Origin of the sequence: Psychrobacter sp. Ps4, assembly GCF_022129285.1 — a bacterium.
In the GTDB taxonomy this organism is placed as follows: Bacteria; Pseudomonadota; Gammaproteobacteria; order Pseudomonadales; family Moraxellaceae; genus Psychrobacter; species Psychrobacter immobilis_A.
Window position 1 is genome coordinate 1 of sequence record NZ_JADQAK010000023.1, and the last position, 20,361, is coordinate 20,361.

Sequence of the window (20,361 nt, forward strand, 5' to 3'; positions counted from 1 at the left end):
GATTAATACGCTTAGTTTACCAAGTTTACTTGTACGGTTTCTTCAGCATAGCTCATGCTTTGCAAGACTTGCATGAAGACAGTGATCGCCTGCGTCATCCCGTTGAGAGAACGGCTAACGGTTGGAAAGAGATTAGCTGGGCTGAGGCGTTAGATAAAGTGGCAGCTGGTATTCAGTCGGTACAGAAAAAACATGGTCAAAACGCTTTCGGTATTTATCTAGGCAATCCTAATGTCCATAATTTGGGCGGCATGTTAACCATTAAGCATCTATTAACCAGTATCAAGACGCGCAGTCGCTTTTCTGCGACTTCCATCGACCAGTTGCCGCATCACATTGTTAGCATGCATCTGTTCGGGCATATGCTGCGCATCCCTGTGCCTGACGTCAATCGTACCCAATATATGCTCATCATTGGTGGCAATCCGCTGGCGTCTAATGGCAGTATTATGACCGCACCAAATATGCGTCAAAAACTAAAAGATATCAAAGCGCGTGATGGTAAAGTGGTAGTCATTGATCCAAGACGCACTGAAACGGCAGATATTGCTAGCGAGCATCATTTTATCCGCCCAGCGACAGATGTCTTACTCTTGCTTGCCATGCTCAATGAAATCTATTTACAAGGTTATGCAGGCAAGGCACGTGCTAACAATAATAGAGCGGCAGCGCTCGCGCCAGAGATTGAGCGCATTGCAGACTTTGCCAAAGACTATAGCGCCGAGTCCGTTGCTGAGATTACTGGCATTGCGGCAAGCGAGATTAAACGACTCGTCAAAGAATTTTGTGAAGCCGAAAGCTCTGTTTGTTATGGACGCATGGGCGTTTCGGTGCAAGAGTTTGGCTTACTTAGTCAATATCTAATCATGCTGATTAATATTGTCACAGGTCGCTTGGATGAAGTGGGTGGTCTAATGTTCCCCAATCCTGCGGTCGACGTGGTCAATAACTCAGGTCCAGGTTATCTAGGTAAGCGCCATAGCCGCGTGAGTAACTTGCCTGATTTTAATGGCGATTATCCCGTCGTGGCAATGGCGGATGAGATGTTGGTAGAAGGGGCGGGGCAGTTAAAAGGCTTTATGACTGTCGCGGGCAACCCTGTACTCAGCACGCCCAATGGTGAAAAGTTAGATACGGCTTTTGCCAGCTTAGACTTTATGGTCGCTATTGACTACTTTGTCACAGAAACTAGCCGTCATGCCCACATCATTTTGCCGCCGGTATCGCCACTAGAGCGCGATCATTATGACGTCACCTTTAACAATTTTGCTGTCCATAACGTCGCCAAATATTCAAAGGCATTGTTTGCTAAGCAAAGAAGCGCCAAACATGACTGGCAAATTTACTTAGAGCTGGCGAAACGCTTGGATAAAAAAGCCATACTTGCAACCAAAGTCGAACGCCTAATAATAAAAGTTTTGGGTCCGAAATTTGTGCTTAATCAAGGTCTAAAACGTGGGCCTTATAAGGGTCTCAATCTAAAGCAATTGAAGAAAAATCCGCATGGAATTGATTTGGGATCGCTCAAAACCATGCTGCCACAAGCGTTAAAACACAAAGACAAGCAGATTCATCTTAATGTTGATTTTTATCGAGCAGATTTAGAGCGGGTGCAGGAGGTGATGCAGGACTATGATGACAAGCAAATTCTATTGATTGGTCGTCGTCATGTCCGCAGCAATAATTCGTGGCTGCATAACAGCTATCGCTTGGTAAAAGGTAAGCCGCGCTGTACGCTCATGCTGCATCCTGAAACAGCGAAAGAGTACGGTATTGAGGATGGTCAAAACGTGAAAGTAACGTCGCGTGTGGGTAGTGTGACGATCGTAGCAGAAGTGACAGATGAGCTGATGCCCAAAGTGGTGAGTATCCCTCATGGGTGGGGTCACGGCCGTAAAGGTGTGAAGCAAAAGATTGCGCAAGCGCATGCTGGCGTTAGTGTTAACGATTTGACGGACGATACCTTAATCGATCAGCTAAGTGGCAATGCGGCAGTCAATGGCGTACCGGTACAACTGCAAGCAATCGCGCCAGAAGCGACTGATTTGGAGACGGCTGATTCTGATGTTAATTTCGATATGGAATCAGGGAGCGCTGCATAAAATAGTTCTAGAATAAAAGTCTTTCATATAAAGAAAAAAGGCGCTGACTTATATTGGTAGCGCCTTTTTTACATTTCCTATTCTTACGTTTCTTATTTTTACGTTTCTTATTCTTACGTTTCTTATTCTTACGTTACTAGGCCAACAAAATCAAAATCGACTGGCGGCGTCTCACCTTGTATTAATAAACTGATCGCCTGCGCCGAACCGCAAGCATGCGTCCAGCCAAGCGTACCATGACCCGTATTAAGCCATAAATTATCAAAACTAGCACCCACATTATGACTGCCATGACGGACTTGACCTCTGTGCGCGCGCCCAATTAACGGCACATTAGAAGGGGTCATCGGACGTAGCCCTGTCCAATATTGCACAGAATTGGCAATGATACCTTTGGGAAACAACTGCTGCACACGGCGGGTAATGGCTGCACAGCGCGTGCTATTTAAATCCAAATTGTAGCCGTTAAATTCTGCCGTTCCAGCGACGCGTAATTTGTCACCAAGGCGTGATGTCACCAGCTTAAACTCATCATCAATGAGACTGACAAAGGGTGCCAGATGCGGGGCGCGAGGGTTGATTTGATAAGTAGCCGAGTAGCCTTTAGCTGGGAAAATAGGTAGATGAATATGCAGCGGTTTCATGAGCGATACGCTATAGCTGCCCAATGCCAGTACATGGCTGTCTGCACTAAAGGTTTGCGCGTTTTCGCCCTTGGGTTGAATGGTAATACTATGCACATGCGGGCGAGCAGAATGGGCGTCTGCGTTTAACGCCAGAATCTCGGTATCGTATAAAAACTTCACGCCAGACTTTATGCAGCGCTCGGCTAAGCGCTGGGTAAATAAATGGGCATTACCCGATTCATCACGGCTGGTATAAGTAGCACCTTTTAGCTTATGAGCAATAGGGTAAAGCGCAGGCTCTAAGTTAACGGCATTATTGATATCGATGACATGACGCTCACAGCCTAACGCTTGCATGCGCTCCGTTGGCGCAATAGCGGCATCAAATTCCGCTTGATTGGTATAAAAATGCATAATACCGCGCGTTTGCTGGTCGTAATCAATACCAATATCAGCACGCAGCTGTTGTAGAGCGTCACGCGAATACAATCCTAAGCGTACCATTTGTACCAAATTGGCATCGGCTTTATCTGCCCGGCATTCTTGCAAAAACTGCATCGCCCACTTAAGTTGCGCCTTATCAGCACGCAAGCGATACAACAGCGGCGCATCCTCGCGAAACAGCCATTTAAGGGCTTTCATTGGAGCCGCAGGGTTTGCCCAAGGGGTTGCGTGCGAGACAGATATTTGCCCACCATTGGCAAATGAGGTCTGCATACCGGCCGCTGGTTCACGCTCAATGACGGTCACATCGTAGCCTGCTTGGCGAAGATACCATGCGGTGGTCACGCCCACCACACCCGCTCCGAGTACCGCAATATGGGTCATAGATTACTCTGCTGCTTTTTTAGTAAAAATGTTTTGAAGAGTACTGCTTATTACGCGTCATTCATTATGCCGCACTATTTTTGGCGCGCAACATCGGCTTGCAGCGCTGGCGGTAAGTCTAATATCGTAAGCTCACTATCGGCTAAATGCTCTGGACGGGCAACGACCAATGCTTTAAAACCATTACCATTAATAGTGTCATCGGCAATCGCATTAACCACATGGATTTTTTCTAGCTTGTCACCGGCTGCTGGCACGTCACCTGCGCCGCTGACATAATGTAAAAACGCTTTTGGCGCTGCCTTAAAATAAATACGGGCAATCACTTCTTGACCAAGATAGCAGCCTTTGTCATAGTCCATACCGCCGCGCTGATGCAGACGCAGCTCTTGTGGCTGAAACAGACCTTGGGTGGCAGCAACTATCCAATAGTTGCCAATGGCAAGACTCGCTTGCATCCACGCTTGGGTATCGGCTGGCGTATTGTGATCTTCTTGATGGCTAAAGGTCGGCACCTCATCAAGCACGCAAGGATAAATGGGCGCCGGCGTACTGGTATCAAACTTTGAAAAGGCACCGAACTTTTTTAAATGGGCTTGAAAAGCCTCAGCGCAATCGGCACTGATAACCACATCATAATGCTTTTCGGCTTGTTTTTTTATCCACAAACCAAAATCAATGCGACCTTTTAGATTGCTAAGCGCCGTTGCTTGATAACTGAGTCCGAGCTTGGTGATATCAGAGGTTAGCTGACCCTGTAAGAATTTTTCTGCATCTTCACCTTGAATCGTTAGTTGAACAAATTGTGGCAATGTTGATGAGAGGGTTGATACGTTTGATTGAGTCATTATTATTATCCTATTCATAAGTCGCTATCGTTATCAGTAGCCATAGCCTCAGATATTGTGGTGAATACTGAGTTGTTAAAGTAATTGTTAAAGTAATTGTTAAAGTAATTATTGAGGTTTTTGCCATTTAAAGACATATGGTCATCAAACCAAATTTAGTTAAAGCAGAGTACCACAAAACACCGTGTGATAAAAAACGTCCGCTGTAAGACATGAGTGAATCTATACATTGGACACAGAACCGCATTTACGAGCGAAGCGATTGGTTAAAGCTGGCGAGTTACGGTACAATGTTAGCTCTAGAATACACCCAATTTATCACGGCTGACGAGGAAATTATGAGCTTACCCAATTGCCCAAAATGCGATGCTGAATATACGTACGAAGATGGTGCGTTACTGGTATGTCCCATGTGTGCTCATGAATGGACTGCGGCTGAAACCGATGCGGCACAAGCTGAAGAGCAAGACGCGGTCATTCGTGATGCGGTCGGTAATGAGCTGCAAGATGGCGATACCGTCACCGTGATTAAAGACTTAAAAGTCAAAGGCTCATCAATTGTTATTAAAGTTGGTACCAAAGCAAAAGGTATTCGCCTGCTGCCCGATGCCTCTGATGGTCATGATATTGACTGTAAACTTGATGGCTTTGGGCCAATGAAGCTTAAATCATCTGTTGTTAAAAAAGCATAAATTATTAAATGTGCTTTAAAAATCTGCTAAGCATTAACAATAAGCCGCAAAATTATTTTTAATAAAATAAGACAGAACCAATATTAAAGAAATAATAAGTAGAGAATGATTATGAGCACTAAAAACGAACAGCTATTTGCGCAAGCTCGCAAACATATTCCTGGCGGCGTAAACTCGCCCGTCCGTGCCTTTGCTGGTGTTGGTGGCACGCCTATTTTTATGCACCGTGCTAACGGCAGCAAAATTTATGACACCGAAGACAATGCTTACATCGATTATGTCGGCTCTTGGGGTCCAATGATTTTGGGTCATGCGCACCCTAAAGTGATTGATGCCGTTAAAAAAGCGGCTGATGATGGTTTAAGCTTTGGTACGCCAACGCCGTTTGAAACCACTGTTGCCGATAAAATTTGCGAAATTGTCCCAAGCGTTGAGATGATTCGCATGACCAGCTCCGGTACAGAAGCGACCATGAGTGCAATTCGTTTGGCTCGTGGCTATACCCAGCGTGACAAAATCGTTAAATTTGAAGGCTGCTATCATGGCCATTCAGACAGTCTGTTAGTAAAAGCTGGTTCAGGCATGCTTGATATCGGTGAGCCAACCTCAAAAGGCGTGCCTGCTGATTTTGCCAAGCATACCATTACGATTCCTTATAATGATCCGCAAGCGATTAAAGACTGTTTTGAGAAATGGGGCGAAGAAGTCGCTTGCGTTATCTTAGAGCCAATCGCGGGCAACATGAACATGGTCATTCCAACACAAGAATTCCATGATACGTTGCGTGCAGAGTGTACCGCCAATGGTGCAGTGCTTATCTTTGATGAAGTGATGACGGGCTTTCGTGTCGGCCTTGGCGGCGCGCAAGCACATTTCGGTATCTACCCTGATTTAACTTGTTTTGGTAAAATCATCGGCGCAGGTCTACCGGTTGGCGCTTTCGGTGGTAAAAAAGAAGTCATGTCTTGTATCGCACCACTTGGCGGTGTCTACCAAGCTGGTACGTTATCAGGAAACCCACTCGCGATGCGTGCTGGTATTGCGATGTTTGAAGACTTAACCGTAGATGGCTTTTATGACGAATTAGCAGCGAAAGTTGATCGTCTGGTAGACGGTTTTCAAGCGGCAGCTGACAAGCATGGTATCAACATGCGTACCAATAAATTGGGCGGTATGTTTGGCATGTTCTTTGTTAAAAACAATGAAACTGACACGCCAAAGAACTTCGATGACGTGACAGAGTGCGATATGACGGTGTTTAACAGGTTCTTCCATGGCATGTTGGATCGCGGTATTTATCTGGCACCCTCTGCTTATGAAGCAGGCTTTATGTCAATTAAACACAGCAATGAAGATATTGATGCGTCGATTAAAGCCGCTGACGAGATTTTTGCAGAAATGGCAAAAGCGTAACTGTTTGTTCAGGACCTTATTTATTCAGGACCTTGTTTATTTAAGACCTTGTTTATTTAAGACCTGTTTAAAATGTATGTACTTACAAGAACCAGTATGAGAAATCATGCTGGTTTTTTTTGTGTCCAATATTGATCCTTTTGTGATTTTTACTATAAAAGATAAAGATTTTCTGACGATGACTGCATAAATGAAAAAACCAAGACTAAGACAATTCCTTCTTTGGGTGATTGCAAAATAAACAATAAATTATGCTATTCTGAGATGAATCAAGACAATTGAGCAAGGACGCCAACTGATGACTACAAGCACTAATGATATGCCTAGCAGTAATACGCCACCGTTATGGCAAGCTTCATATGAGAAATATGGAATAAGAAATAATTTAGATGTATTAGAGGACAAGCACAACCTGCTGGATTTATTGCAACCCAAGATAGATCAGCATGGTAATTCTGTGGCTTTTAGTATGGGGCCCGCCACCCTTACCTTTGCACAATTGGATATTGCCAGCCGCCGTTTTGCTGCTTTTTTGCAAGCACAAGGAATCAATAAAGGCGACCGGGTCGCTGTGCAATTACCCAATATATTGCAGTATGCCGTGGTGTTACTTGGTTGTCTGCGAGCAGGCGCGGTATTGGTGAATGTCAATCCGATGTATACCCATTATGAATTGGCGCATCAGCTGACGGATGCTCAAGCTAGTGTGCTGATTGTCCTCGATGGTATGACCTCTGCTTACGATCAGTTAGATGATGCAGTCAAAGCGGAACTGTCATTGGTTGTACATTGTTCCGTCAATCCAAATACTGGACCTGCTGATAACGATATTGCCTTGCTTACCCAACTTGAACCGTCGACCGATACTACTCGTCAATTCAATCAAACCACAGCCGATAATGCTGCAAAAAATATCTCAGAGCAGAATATAAGCTTTGCCCATATTATGAGTGCATACCACGCTGAGCAATATCAGCCTGTTAGTATCGAGCGTGAAGATTTAGCTTTATTGCAATATACGGGTGGCACGACCGGTAAGCCAAAAGGCGCGATGCTCACGCATTACAATGTCATGGCCAATGTCTGTCAGTGTTATGCGATGTTTGGTCATGCGATTGAAGCGGGTCGTAGCGAGCAGATTAAAATACTCAATCCGTTGCCGCTTTATCATATCTTCTCATTTACCGTTTGCGGCTTACTAGGTATTTATGGCGGCTGGGAAGACATACTGGTCACCAATCCGCGTGATATAGATGGATTAGTCAATACCATCGAGCAGCATCGTCCGCATGTCATTCCTTCGGTTAATACCTTATTCATTGGTATGCTGCATCATCCAAAGTTTGCCAACCTTGATTTTAGTCGCTTGGCACTATCTATCGGTGGCGGCACCGCAATTATAAAAGCCGTATCTGATCAGTGGCAACAAGTCACTGGTATGATTATCAATGAAGGTTACGGCATGTCCGAAACTGCACCAGTTATCTCTTTTAATCCACCTGGTATAGATCATTTCAACGGTAGCGTTGGTCTGCCACTTGCGATGATGGATATTAAAATCATTGATGAACAGGGTGCAACTTGTGCAATAGGTACACGGGGCGAGGTTTGTATTAAAGGCCCGCAGGTCATGCGTGGTTACTGGCAACGAGACAAGGCAGATACTTTTACAAAGGATGGCTACTTTAAATCAGGTGATATTGGTGTGCTAGATGAACATGGATTTTTGACGCTGGTGGATCGCAAAAAAGACATGATACTGGTTTCAGGATTTAACGTCTATCCAAACGAAGTGGAAGCGGCATTGACAGAGCATCCGAAAGTACTTGAAGTCGCGGTGGTTGGTATTGCAGATGAGCACAGCGGTGAAGTACCCAAAGCGTTTGTGGTTAAAAAGGAGTTGAGCCTAACGGTAGAAGAGTTACAAAGCTTCGCAAGCGAGCGTTTAACAGGTTATAAACGCCCGCAGTCATACGAGTTTATCGATGAATTGCCCAAAACTGCGGTAGGAAAAATATTACGTAAGTCTTTACGTTAGTTGGGCTAGGGGCGAGTTATCATCGTCCAATTTTATCAAATTTACGGTCTTTTAAGCTGAGTCTACCGCGTAGGACATCACTGTACATACGAAAGTCGCTAGCAAAGCTTTTTAGCGGGAATTTGAACGAGGCAGGTTTGTTTTTTTCAAAGAAAAAATGACCGACCCAAGCGCAAGCATATCCAGCAGCGATGCCTTTGAGTAATGGTTTTGGCGAAGCGGTTTTGACCGACTTTGCGAGTCCCAATAAGCCAAAGCTACTACCGGCGAAATGTAAGCGGCGGCAAGCCATGTTTTGATGTTCAGCTAAGTAGAAGTCATAAAATTTCTGCTTTGTTGGACTGACGGTTGTCATCATGCTTTTTTTAGCATTGCTGACCGCTTGAGCATCGGCGTTTTTGGTAGTGTTTTGTGTGGTCGTTTGATTCATTTGTTTAGCTTCCTTGCTAATCGTTTATTGAGTATAGATATTAGGGCGAGTCATTAGGGGGCTTTCTTTTTTGCTAAAACGGCTAGGCGGTCATTAAGTGACTGTTATTTATTATAATATTGGTCGTTTTTAATGTAGCAAAACGCTATCCTTAACACAAGCAATGGATGTTTATGGCGCATTTGTTATTTTGTTGATGATGCGCTTGCTGCTTAATTAGCATTTGGGTTACTTGCCAGTGTTTGGCATAAATGCTTTAATGGCGAAAATTGCGTCAAACACGTGAGCATCTTTGTATAGGTGGCACTATTTGGTGCAGCTACGATGTTTATATGACTCAATCGTCTGATTTTTAACCCATATCCTCTCCCTTTTATCCAACACGGTAACGATTCCTCTTATGCCTATTGACTACCTTACAAATCCGCCGCTTGCTGATGATGAAATGATGGCAGCCATTGATATCGGTTCCAATAGTTTTCATCTGGCCATTGCGCGTCTTGACCATGGTGAGGTGCGAAAAGTCGTTTCTATGTCTGAAAAAGTACAGCTCGCCGCAGGCTTGGACGAAAATAATATCTTAAGTGCGGCAGCTGCACAGCGAGGTCTCGACTGTTTGAGCCGATTTGTGGCGCGTTTGGATTCGGTACCACCCGAACGCATTCGCGTGGTTGCGACCAACGCTTTACGCCAAGCTAAAAATGCCAATGACTTTATTGCCCGTGCCAATAAAATATTGCCGAAACCCATTGAGATTATCGCGGGACGAGAAGAGGCGCGCTTGATTTATTTGGGCGTCTCACACACCAATGCCAGTAGTGACAAGCGTTTGGTCATCGATATTGGTGGCGGTTCGACAGAGTTTATCATTGGTCAAGAGTTCGATCCGCTATTGACCGAGAGTTTGCAGATGGGCTGTGTCGCCTTTACCCAGAAGTACTTTGCCGATGGTCAAATCACGAAAGAAGCCTTTAATAATGCGATATCAGCCGCTCGCAAAGAAGTGTTAGCGATTCAGGGTCGTTATCAAAAATTGGGCTGGAGTAGTGTGGTTGGCTCGAGTGGGACGATTAAAGCAGTACGTAATGTGCTGGTATCTAAGGGCTGGGCTGATGAGCAAGAGCGCATCACTTATAAAGGTGTCAAAAAGTTAGAGAAACTGTTGCTTAAAATTGGCAATGTCGATGACATCGATTTAGAAGGCGTTAAGGAACATCGCAAAGCCGTCTTCCCAGCAGGCGTTGCGGTACTGCGTGCAGTCATGAAAGTGCTGGGTGTCGATACCATTACTTACTCAGATGGCGCATTACGTGAAGGTGTGATGTACGACATGCTTGGACGCTTTGCTAGCGAAGATGTTCGTGACCGCAGTGTGCTGGCGCTGATTAAGCGTTATTCAGGGGACAAAAAACAAGCCAAACAAGTGGTGAAAACCAGTCGTCATTTATTTGAGCAAGTGAAGGAGAAGCTCGCCCTTACCAATGATGATTGTGATTTACTCAGACGTGCGGCTTTCTTGCATGAGATAGGATTGGCCATCAGTCATAGTAGTTATCATAAGCACAGCGCGTATTTACTTGAGTATTCTGATATTCCAGGATTTTCGCAAGTCGATCAAAAGCGCATGGCACAACTGATGCTCAATCATCGTCGTAAGCTCAAGGCTGATATGTTAGAGCAGATCTGTACTATCGGTGGTAATCAGCTCGTTTATCTTTGTCTGCTGCTACGCTTAGCCGTACTGGCGCATCACAGCCGCAGCGATTATGAATTACCAGCATTACAGTTACAAGCCATGGACGATCATTGCTGGCAAATCACCGTTGCCGACAACAGTGAGCATTATACTTTCTTATTGCCCGATTTGCATACTGAGATTGAGCAGTTTGCCAAATGGGGCGTGACGCTGAGCGTGGTTGAGGGCTAGACAGCGCTGCTTTGCACTGATGATCAACACGATGCCGTTACTATTGTAATGAGTATGCTATAGATTAACGTAACAAAAGCGGCTTTGTCAGTAATGTCATGCCATTTAAGATGTGCTACTATAGCTTCTACTGAGTTTACAACTGTACTTTCATTATCTAAAAATCGACAACGATATTATTCTTAAACATAAATACATTAAGTATAATTATTAAAAGGAAGCGTCTATGAGCACTGTCTGGGATAGTGTGCAGCTTGCACGGCACGCCAAGCGTCCATTATTTATGGACTATGTTAATCAGCTGTTTACCGAATTCGATGAGCTGCACGGTGACCGTGCTTTTGCCGATGACAAAGCCATTCTTGGTGGTCTGGCGCGTTTTGATGGTCAGCCTGTGATGGTAATTGGTCAACATCGCGGTCGCAGCACCCGTGAGCGTATTGCCCATAACTTTGGCATGGCCAATCCTGAAGGCTACCGCAAAGTGATTCGTTTGGTCAAAATGGCTGAGCGTTTTAATATCCCTGTGATGACCTTTGTCGATACCCAAGGCGCTTATCCGGGTATCGGCGCTGAAGAGCGCGGACAAGCGCAAGCCATTGCCGAAAGTATCGCCGTTTTCTCTAGCCTAAAAGTGCCTATTATCGTGACCATTATCGGTGAAGGCGGCTCAGGTGGGGCGTTGGCAATTGGTGTTGGTGACAAAGTAAATATGCTACAAAATAGTATTTATTCGGTTATCTCTCCGGAAGGTTGTGCTTCTATCCTGTGGAAAACAGCTGAAAAAGCACAAGATGCTAGTGAAGCCTTGAAATTAAATGCGATTAATTTATATCAAATGGGGCTAATTGATGCCGTCATTGAAGAAGGTGAAGGCGCGCATATCAAGCCGCAACCAGTCATGATCGCCTTGAAAGCACTTATTGCTGAGCAGTTAGATGAGATTAAAGATTTAGACGCACACGCGCGTTGTGAGCTACGTTATGAGAAGCTGAAAACCTTTAACTCAGAAGTGATGTTGCCTGCCTAATTGCTTGCTATCACACCTCTGTTACAAAGCCTCTATTCATGGACACAAAGCTTTTCATATTAGAGAATGAGTCTTAATGCTAAAATAAAAACGTGTCATTTTATGGCGCGTTTTTTTGTGGCTGTTAATATAGGTACTAACTGACGCTGTAACTGACGCTGTAACTGATGTCGTAGCTGACGTATAAGCAGATTCATTTATATGTCAATTCATGTATGCATGCTAAATAAATAAGGCTGATTATGACCAGCAGTGCAATCCTTTCGCATCCTATGAAGCCAATCGCAGACTTGCCTGTCGATGCCGATCTGGCACAAGCATTATTGAGCAGTATGGCTGAGTATGGTGAACAGCTGCACGGTCGACGGCTTTGGCTGGCGTGTAGTGGTGGTCGTGATTCATTAGCATTGGCTGCGCTGTGTGTGCAGCTCTATCGCCAAGGTAAGTTGCCATTTTTACCGCAGCTCTTACATGTGAACCATGGTTTGCAAGCAGATAGTGACACTTGGGCGACACATGTCGCTCATTGGGCAAAAGCGCAGCAGATACCGTGTCGGATTTTACGTGCGCAAGTGAATGGTCATGATGAGCAAGCCGCAAGGCTAGCTCGTTATGATGTCATGCGAGCGCAACTCAATCAAGATGATGTATTGCTCTTAGCGCATCATGCCGATGACCAAGCAGAGACAGTGCTGATGCGGCTGATACAAGGCGCTGGGGTGAATGGTCTGTCGGGTATGCAGCCGTGGTGTATCCAAACGCAAGGCACACAGCGTATGGCATTATGGCGACCTTGGCTGACGGTCAAACGCGCCAACATCAGCAATTATGCTCAGCGCCTAAAGCTCCCTTATATTGATGACCCAACCAATGATGCTGGCGATAATGTACGTAGTGGGCTACGCCTCGACATCATGCCAGTATTGGCGACCTATAATTCCAATGTCATTGACAATATCGCCCGTAGCGCACAGCTATTGCGTGATGCCCAATTAATAATCAATGCACAAGCGGCAGAAGATTTACAGCAGATAGAGGTAGCATCATTACAGCTATTGTCTGCCCAGCGTGTGCTAAATATAGACAAGCTACAAGCATTATCCATTTATCGTCAGCGCCAACTATTGCATCATTGGCTCGGTCAAGATGAACCGTTACCGCCTGCTAAGCAGCTGGTCGATGATGTATTTATGCTAAGCCAACGTGAAGATCCTGATCACCAAACGGCGCTTTTTTGGCAAGCTCGCAAGCAGTCCTATACGATTTGCCGCTACCGTCAGCAGCTTTATCGTTTAAGCAGTGAGTGGCGCAAGTGGTTAGCATTGCCGCTTACCAAACAGATTCAACCCTTATCTAATCTTGTGGTGGCTGATGCGTATTCAGCGGCTGCTCAGCCTGTATCAGTTACCTTACGCAGGGATAGTAAATTTACTTGGCAAGCGCAAATGATGCCAAATGCCTTGGCAGAGCTATTAGACAGCGACCAAGATGGTGATGAGAAGTTTGAGATTACCTTTGCACCATTAGGTCGTCAGCAGCGTGTGCAAACTGCATTGGCATCACGTCCACAAGCGGGCAAGAAACTATATCAAACGCTTGGTGTACCTGTATGGTTGCGCGAGAGTTTGGCGGTGGTCAGTGCCGTATCCGTACAGCAGGATAAAGAATGGCCATTATTGCTGGTTTCACCTTTTGAGAGCTGGATACTAGGGACGAGTAGATCGCTAACAGACACGACAGAAAATATTGGCATTGCTATTAAAAACAATGTTCTTAGAAACAGTCTAAGCATCAATAACGCTTTTTAGTATTTGTAACCTAAACCTTCTAGGAGGTCAGGTCATCAAGTTTTCTAACCATTTTGATATCTATTATCTGCGTGCTTTTGTAGCATTCTTCACTCTTTTCGCCATTAGCTCCAAAGCCAAATTTTTGATAGAAATCAATAGCAGCCACATTATTTTCTAATACCCATAAATAAAAATGGGCATGGATATGAGATTCTAAGAGAGCTTGTAATGATGCTGTCATTAATTGAGTGCCTATACCCAATCCTTGGTAGTCGGGCAAAACATACAACGTGGTAATTTCATAATTTTTATTATTAATAAAGTAGCCAATAAACCCCAAATTATGATGATGAGTATCATATGCTATCCAGACAATAACATCAGGATGCGCCATTAACTCCTGCCACATTTTTGTCTTATTACATAAGTTGTTTTTATCATTGATATAGGACGCTGGTAGCAAATCTAAATAGGCGGCATGCCAACTTTTGAAGTGAATGTTAGCAATGTCTGCATAATCCTCAGGGTTGGCTTTACGAATGAAAAACATATTACTCTCCGTCACTGATTTTATATAATGCCCTTGTTAATCTAACCGTTTAGTTGTGCCATAGTCCATGGCAATTAAGTGGTTCAACGGAGCTTACAACCGGGTTAGATGCCGTCAATTTATCAAACGATGCCAGTAGCAGTATGGTAAACTGAGTGTCATTTTACCTATCATTATGTTAGTTTGAATACCTTTGAATTTTTGAATAGGAGACATGTATGTCAGTATTAGATAATAAGAAAATCAGCTTTATCGGTGGCGGTAATATGGCGCAGGCTTTGATTAGCGGGCTTGTCAGCTGCGGTGTCAAACCGAGTTTAATTATCGTTGCTGATCCTAGTAGCGAGGCGCGCGAGCAATTGGCTGCTAAAGGATTGAATACGGTTGATCCAACTGCTGATGCAAAAGCTGCCGTTATCGATGCTGACATTGTGGTGCTGGCGGTCAAGCCGCAAGTGATGAAAGCGGTAGTCAGTAGCTTTGCAGATGCCTTAGACAAGCAGCTGGTGATTTCAGTGGCAGCAGGTTTGTCGACTGAGCTTTTATCTGACATGTTGGGTGGCTATGACAATATCGTCCGTGCGATGCCAAATACCCCTGCAATGATTCAAATGGGCGCAACGGGTCTATACGGTACTGATAATATTTCTGCTGAACAAAAGCAATTAGCAACGGCGGTGATGGAAGCATCAGGTTTGGTCATGTGGGTCGATAATGAAAAACACATGCATGCGGTAACCGCCGTATCAGGATCAGCGCCAGCGTATGTGTTTTACTTCATTGAATCCATGATTGACGGGGCAATGGCTTTAGGTTTGGATAAAGAGCAGGCTTCAGCATTGGCGATGCAAACCATGCTAGGCGCGGCAAAAATGGCGATGAATAGTGAAGATGCACCTGCTGAATTGCGTCGCAAGGTCACCTCGCCAAATGGAACCACCCAAGCCGCCGTTGAGTCAATGCAAGCCAATGATATCGGTGGTCAAATCGTTGAGGCTATGCAGGCCTGCTATGACCGTAGCCAAGCCTTGAGTGAAGAGATGAGTAAATAATCATCCATATATCAGGCGCGTTATTTGCTAAAAGCGAATGACGCGCCTGAGCAGCAATATTAAGCACCAATACCAAGTACCTAGTAATGACAGTCGTCATCCCAAAACCTGTTAATAATGTCACATTGAGTAGCACTTCATGAACAACATGTTATTTCAAATCTTTGATTTGGTCACCACCTTCGCCATGATGTTGGTGTTTATTCGCTTTATGCTGCAATTTGCAGGGATGGATGCCAGCAACCCAATGATTGCGCCTGCCTATAAAGCGACGCACATTGTCGATGTGTTTGGACGTATTTTTCCAACCGTCGGGCAAGGGCGTATCAGTATTGCGGCTATCGTCCTGATGTTTTTGATTCGTTTGATCGATATCTCTGGAAAAGCAGCACTGACCCATAAAGGTATCGCTCCTGTACCGTTATTTTTTACTGGTACTATCAGCTTGGTATTAGACTTTTTACGTATGTGTCGCTATCTCGTCATTGGTTCCATCATTGTCAGCTGGATTGTGGTATTTACCCAATCTCAGCATCCGATTATTGGTATCATTGTTAATTTAGCGGAGCCAATCTTGGCACCATTTCGTCGAATCACGCCAAACTTGGGTATGATTGATTTATCACCAATGGTCGCCTTCATTGCTTTTATTTTGCTTGAGATGTTTATTGGTGGCTTTGCCGCGAGCTTCATGCCGATGTTGGGTTGAGCTGGATTAATGGTCACTTGAAAGCTGCTATCTAAAATTACCAATAGCTATTTAAAAAAGGGCGCTCTACGAGATATAGAGCGCCCTTTTTTTATTGATTATTTAGAGGTTATGCTGAAAGTCTATAAAACGATTGGGTATTAATTGGGCTTGCTCATTATTAGGGTGCGGTGCATCAGCGGCACGCAGCGTCTGGGTAATCCAGCTGTCTGCCGCCCTTACTGCATCGATAAGCGCATCACCCATTGCTAAGCGCCCAGCGATAAAGCTGGCAAGTGAACAGCCAGAGCCATGAAATTCGCCCGTTAAGCGCGGCAAGGTGCTTTTATGTACCATCTCACCCTTTATGTACAAATACTGCTCTATATCGCCGCTATCAAAGTCGTGTGAGGTCTTTACCAATACGGCATAGGTGCCTTGAGCGCATAATTTTTGCGCGCCAATATGTAAGTCTTGCTCACCGCTTAATGCGCGTAGCTCATGAGTATTCGGTGTGATAAGGGTCGCGTATGGTAACAGCTTCCTAAATGCGCTAACGAGCGTCTTTTCATCGCCCAAACTGCCACCACTATTGGCAACCAATACGGGATCTAATACAAATGGCGTATCAGCGGCGATAAGGCGCTCGGCAAACAATTGAGTCAGCATAGCGATATTATCAGTTGTACCCAACATACCTGACTTAATAGCTGCAACAGGCAAATCATCGAGCACTGCGGTGGCCTGATCCTTTACCAAATTTGCTGCACAAGCTTCAAAACCAAAGACTTGCTGCGAGTTTTGTATGGTAATAGCTGTACAAGCAATGGCAGCATGCGCACCTGCTTGACCGATGGCTTCTATATCCGCTTGTAATCCAGCGCCGCCTGAGGGGTCTAATCCTGAAAAACACAGTACCACTGGTCGCATAAAAATTCCTTTGATATAATCTAAAATGAGTAACAAATACTATAGACACCCACTGCTAAAAAAGCCATAGTAGGTGAGAGATGGTACATAGACAATCCATCAATTAACAACAACCCAGAGCGTGCTGACTAACTTAAACATCGTTTTTACTGGTTTTTATTGATATTTGAGCTGATCAAGAGGCTATGAGACCATATAAACAAATAAATATGATAAAAACTGCATTAAATTTGTAGACAGTGCTTGCAATTCGTTTTGGCTTTGCTATAATACTCGCCCACGGGATAAGACGTATTATCAGCAATAATACTATTTTTTAGAACTTAAAAAGTCTTACGTCGTTTGGTGAAGTGGGTGAGTGGCTGAAACCAGTTCCCTGCTAAGGAACCATACGTTTGCGCGTATCGAGGGTTCGAATCCCTCCTTCACCTCCATTTATTCGGTTTTTAGTAGAGTAGTGACGCAGCATAAAAGCATTAATAATCTTCTGTTTTATTAAAGCAAAAACTTTTTTTAATAAAAAAAGATGTTGACATAAGCGAAATTATCTATATAATAACCAACCTAATTTGCTGCAATTGTTTCTTAACAACGCAGTAAATGATGTGCAAAGTACGCGCTTGTAGCTCAGTTGGATAGAGCACTTGGCTACGAACTAAGGGGTCGGGAGTTCGAATCTCTCCAAGCGCACCATTTGCATTATCACTTCTTTAACCCAGTTAAAGAAACCTTAAAATAATCGCCTGTCTTATGACAATTTGGCGATTTTTTTATGTCTGCAATTTCTGTGTGATAGTCTTATGAGTTGATGAGTCATACGACATGGTTATACCACATTGTTATATGACTTATGGCATCTTAGGATAATGTACGATAAGACAGTGAATTACGGTACAATAGAGCCACTATTCACTGCTTGCTATGAGCTTGTACCATGTCAAAAAGTTTACCTAAACGACCTACCAAATCTTATGCTAAAACTAAAGCATCAGCACACTATGCCTCTGACGTTGAAGAGCCGACGATTGCCAAAGCTGGTACCCGTATGGCAGCGATTCTTTATGATGGTATGTTGATTTTAGCGTTGTTATTTTTGGTAGGGACTATTCTGACCGTGATTGGCACATTGCTGATCATGAATACTGGTACAGACTCTTCTCAAGCGCAGTCGCTGCCAACGTGGTATCAAAACGTGATTATGACGCCGTCTTTTATACTGACGTTGGTAGGGTTCTACGGGATATTTTGGCGTCGCGGTGGACAGACATTAGGTATGCAGACTTGGCGGTTAAAGACGATCAATAGTAATGGTCATTTGCTAACGTGGGGACAGTCATTTAAGCGGATTTTAGCGGCCAGTATCATGCCACTTATATTTGGTATCATTGGTAGTGTCATCGATGGCTCACGTGCTGTTCTGTTGACCAGTGCCTTTTTGGGCTTTGTCTTTAACTATGCTTTTTGCCTCTTTAACCCACGTGGTCTCGCAGTGCAAGATATGCTATCGAATACCATTACCTTAAAAATGCCAAAAACAGAGAATGAAGGACTATGGCGGGTGATTAGAAATCGCAAGCAAGGAAAATAAACCACATTATCTTCGCCATAGTCTGTTAATAGATTTTAAGGTCTGTTAATACACTCTAAGCGTTACAGGTTGACGGTTTGTATCAGCCATAAAGTATAGCCGACAAAGAACAAGACCAAGGTTGACCCAGAAGTGCGACCGAATGGACGCTTACTCATAAAGGCAAACCCGCACAATACCACAAGTAACAAGGTGACCAGTCCCATCGCCACTATATCGCGTGATAAGATAATTGGACTGACTGTGATTGGCGCTATAAGCGCTGCGAGACCAACGACGCCTAAGGTGTTAAATATATTAGAGCCAATAATATTACCGAGTGCCATATCGTGTTCGCCTTTACGGGCGGCTGATAGGCTCGATACCAGCTCAGGTAACGATGTCCCCACAGCAACGATCGTCAATCCAATCACCAGTTCGCTCACGCCCCACAGCGTTGCCAATTCTACTGCACCCCAAACTATAGCTCGCGAGCTAATGACCAGTAAAAGCATGCCGATAACTAAGCTGATGAGTCCCCGTGTTAGGGTTTGCTCGATGTGTTCAGCATCGACGCTTTCTGCTATGGGTTCTCCTTCGTGCTCATGGTTGCCTTCACGTAAGCTTAATACAATCTGAATGCCTAAAGTCACTACCAGCAGCGCTATCAACACAATACCATCTGCTTGGTCTAATTGCCCATCACGCAGCTGCCATGCGGCGACCATAGTAATCAATACCAATAGAGGTAAATCACGCTTGATGATGCCCTTACGAATGATAATAGGGCTAATCAATACGGTTGCACCCAATACCAGCGCAATATTGATAATGTTTGAGCCATAAGCGTTGCCTAATGCCAAATCAGGGCTGCCTTCTAGTGCCGCCAATACTGACACGACCATCTCAGGGGCGGATGTACCCACACCCAAAATCAACACACCGATTAAGAAACCGGGGACGTTGAATTTTTTTGCTAAGGCAGTGGCGCCATCAACAAAAAGGTCTGCACTCCAAACAAGAATAGCTAGTCCGATCAATACTGCAATAACTGCCAACCACATCAGTTTGTTTCCTTATTAGTGTTAATACCAAACCTAAAAATACGCTTAGCCGTGTCAAACTCATTTAGCCTAAAAACATAGCGCTTACATTTATTTTTCTGACGACTTCATCTTTTAAGAGTGGTATAAAATGTGAATTTGCCATATAAAAATGGCATAAAAAAAGCTGAATCGGAATGGAGATTCAGCTCTCATATTAGCATAGCGGTTTTGGTTGGATAATAAGAATAACTTCAACAGCTTAGTCGATTATTTATCCTTGCTTTATCCAAAAATCTTCGGTGTTCCAGTGCTTTAAGCCACTTGTACCGGAATGATGTTTGCTGTGTCTTTTACAGTGTTGTCTTCGTTGCAATACACCAGTTTTGGCTGGTAGGTTGCCGCTTCTACTTCATCAAAATGAGCATAGGCACAGATGATAACGATATCGCCTAAATCTGCCATGTGAGCCGCCGCACCATTTAGCGAGATGATACCAGAACCCGCTTCAGCGCGGATAGCGTAGGTGCGAAAGCGCTTGCCATTGGTCACATTGTAGATATCGATAGACTCATTTTCGCGCAGACCAGCAAGATCCAATAAATCACCATCGATACCGCATGAGCCTTCGTAATGAAGTTCGGCATGGGTGACGCGAGCACGGTGTAATTTGCATTTAAGCATATTAAGTAGCATAGGTTGCTTCCTTAGCGTAACTGAGATTAATGATTCAAATCAAAAGGTTAATGGGGGATAACTTGCTAAAATAAAAGGCTATTATAGTTAATGCATGATTTTATTCTGGCA

At 44.3% G+C, this 20,361-nt stretch carries 17 protein-coding genes and 2 tRNA genes; 12 read left to right on the forward strand and 7 right to left on the reverse strand.

The genetic code is table 11. The annotated features are described in order from the left end of the window. The coding region (locus I3252_RS12055) for a molybdopterin oxidoreductase family protein (protein ID WP_238035364.1) at nt 1-2,102 on the forward strand (2,102 nt) is incomplete at its 5' end. Between the two features lie 128 nt (nt 2,103-2,230). On the opposite strand, the gene I3252_RS12060 is transcribed toward I3252_RS12055, so the two are convergent. Both I3252_RS12060 and I3252_RS12065 read right to left on the reverse strand, forming a co-directional pair. Continuing rightward, nucleotides 2,231-3,556 carry a D-amino acid dehydrogenase gene (locus tag I3252_RS12060; RefSeq protein WP_238035365.1) on the reverse strand — a complete coding sequence of 442 codons (1,326 nt, stop codon included), beginning with the start codon at nt 3,554-3,556 and terminating at the stop codon, nt 2,231-2,233. A gap of 74 nt (nt 3,557-3,630) precedes the next feature. Further along, entirely contained in the window at nt 3,631-4,404 is a 774-nt protein-coding gene (locus I3252_RS12065; protein WP_238035366.1) for a folate-binding Fe/S cluster repair protein, read from the reverse strand. 338 nt (nt 4,405-4,742) lie between these two features. On the opposite strand from I3252_RS12065, the gene I3252_RS12070 reads away from it, so the two are divergent. From I3252_RS12070 to I3252_RS12080, 3 genes are all read left to right on the forward strand, one after another. Then, nucleotides 4,743-5,096, forward strand: a complete 354-nt coding sequence (locus tag I3252_RS12070; protein WP_055123598.1) for a zinc ribbon domain-containing protein YjdM — start codon at nt 4,743-4,745, stop codon at nt 5,094-5,096. A gap of 111 nt (nt 5,097-5,207) precedes the next feature. Further along, nucleotides 5,208-6,509 carry a glutamate-1-semialdehyde 2,1-aminomutase gene (gene hemL, locus I3252_RS12075; protein WP_238035367.1) on the forward strand — a complete coding sequence of 434 codons (1,302 nt, stop codon included), beginning with the start codon at nt 5,208-5,210 and terminating at the stop codon, nt 6,507-6,509. Between the two features lie 298 nt (nt 6,510-6,807). Then, the gene (locus tag I3252_RS12080) at nt 6,808-8,547 is read left to right on the forward strand and encodes an AMP-binding protein (RefSeq protein WP_238035368.1); all 1,740 of its coding nucleotides are present in this window, start codon (nt 6,808-6,810) and stop codon (nt 8,545-8,547) included. 19 nt (nt 8,548-8,566) lie between these two features. On the opposite strand, the gene I3252_RS12085 is transcribed toward I3252_RS12080, so the two are convergent. Next, nucleotides 8,567-8,905, reverse strand: coding sequence for a DUF962 domain-containing protein (locus I3252_RS12085; protein ID WP_227676045.1), 339 nt, complete (start codon nt 8,903-8,905; stop codon nt 8,567-8,569). A 472-nt stretch (nt 8,906-9,377) separates the two neighbouring features. Between I3252_RS12085 and ppx the strand changes: the two genes are divergently transcribed. The 3 genes from ppx to tilS all read left to right on the forward strand — a co-directional run bounded on the left by ppx (nt 9,378) and on the right by tilS (nt 13,742). After that, nucleotides 9,378-10,904, forward strand: coding sequence for an exopolyphosphatase (ppx, locus tag I3252_RS12090; protein ID WP_238035369.1), 1,527 nt, complete (start codon nt 9,378-9,380; stop codon nt 10,902-10,904). Nucleotides 10,905-11,130: 226 nt separating this feature from the next. Further along, nucleotides 11,131-11,934 (forward strand): acetyl-CoA carboxylase carboxyltransferase subunit alpha, encoded by an 804-nt coding sequence (locus I3252_RS12095; protein ID WP_055123593.1) that lies wholly within the window; start codon nt 11,131-11,133, stop codon nt 11,932-11,934. Nucleotides 11,935-12,176: 242 nt separating this feature from the next. Next, nucleotides 12,177-13,742, forward strand: a complete 1,566-nt coding sequence (tilS, locus tag I3252_RS12100; RefSeq protein ID WP_238035370.1) for a tRNA lysidine(34) synthetase TilS — start codon at nt 12,177-12,179, stop codon at nt 13,740-13,742. Between the two features lie 19 nt (nt 13,743-13,761). Here the strand turns inward: tilS and I3252_RS12105 are convergent, their stop codons facing one another. After that, nucleotides 13,762-14,274, reverse strand: coding sequence for a GNAT family N-acetyltransferase (locus I3252_RS12105; protein ID WP_238035371.1), 513 nt, complete (start codon nt 14,272-14,274; stop codon nt 13,762-13,764). Between the two features lie 218 nt (nt 14,275-14,492). Between I3252_RS12105 and proC the strand changes: the two genes are divergently transcribed. After that, the gene (proC, locus tag I3252_RS12110; protein ID WP_238035372.1) at nt 14,493-15,326 is read left to right on the forward strand and encodes a pyrroline-5-carboxylate reductase; all 834 of its coding nucleotides are present in this window, start codon (nt 14,493-14,495) and stop codon (nt 15,324-15,326) included. A gap of 139 nt (nt 15,327-15,465) precedes the next feature. After that, a complete protein-coding gene (locus tag I3252_RS12115; protein WP_060490268.1) occupies nt 15,466-16,035 on the forward strand; it encodes a YggT family protein in 570 nt (189 codons plus the stop codon). A 102-nt stretch (nt 16,036-16,137) separates the two neighbouring features. On the opposite strand, the gene I3252_RS12120 is transcribed toward I3252_RS12115, so the two are convergent. Next, nucleotides 16,138-16,944 carry a hydroxymethylpyrimidine/phosphomethylpyrimidine kinase gene (locus I3252_RS12120; protein WP_201539475.1) on the reverse strand — a complete coding sequence of 269 codons (807 nt, stop codon included), beginning with the start codon at nt 16,942-16,944 and terminating at the stop codon, nt 16,138-16,140. A 344-nt stretch (nt 16,945-17,288) separates the two neighbouring features. Between I3252_RS12120 and I3252_RS12125 the strand changes: the two genes are divergently transcribed. The 3 genes from I3252_RS12125 (at nt 17,289) to I3252_RS12135 (ending at nt 18,532) form a co-directional block, all read left to right on the forward strand. Then, nucleotides 17,289-17,378: transfer RNA gene (locus I3252_RS12125), tRNA-Ser, on the forward strand. Between the two features lie 182 nt (nt 17,379-17,560). Then, nucleotides 17,561-17,637, forward strand: a tRNA-Arg gene (locus tag I3252_RS12130). A gap of 241 nt (nt 17,638-17,878) precedes the next feature. Beyond that, the gene (locus I3252_RS12135) at nt 17,879-18,532 is read left to right on the forward strand and encodes an RDD family protein (RefSeq protein WP_238035373.1); all 654 of its coding nucleotides are present in this window, start codon (nt 17,879-17,881) and stop codon (nt 18,530-18,532) included. Between the two features lie 62 nt (nt 18,533-18,594). Here I3252_RS12135 and I3252_RS12140 read toward each other — a convergent pair whose 3' ends face one another. Together I3252_RS12140 and panD are read right to left on the reverse strand one after the other, a co-directional pair. Continuing rightward, a complete protein-coding gene (locus I3252_RS12140; RefSeq protein WP_238035374.1) occupies nt 18,595-19,575 on the reverse strand; it encodes a calcium/sodium antiporter in 981 nt (326 codons plus the stop codon). 294 nt (nt 19,576-19,869) lie between these two features. After that, nucleotides 19,870-20,250 carry an aspartate 1-decarboxylase gene (gene panD / locus I3252_RS12145; protein WP_045443274.1) on the reverse strand — a complete coding sequence of 127 codons (381 nt, stop codon included), beginning with the start codon at nt 20,248-20,250 and terminating at the stop codon, nt 19,870-19,872. Between the last annotated feature and the right edge of the window lie 111 nt (nt 20,251-20,361).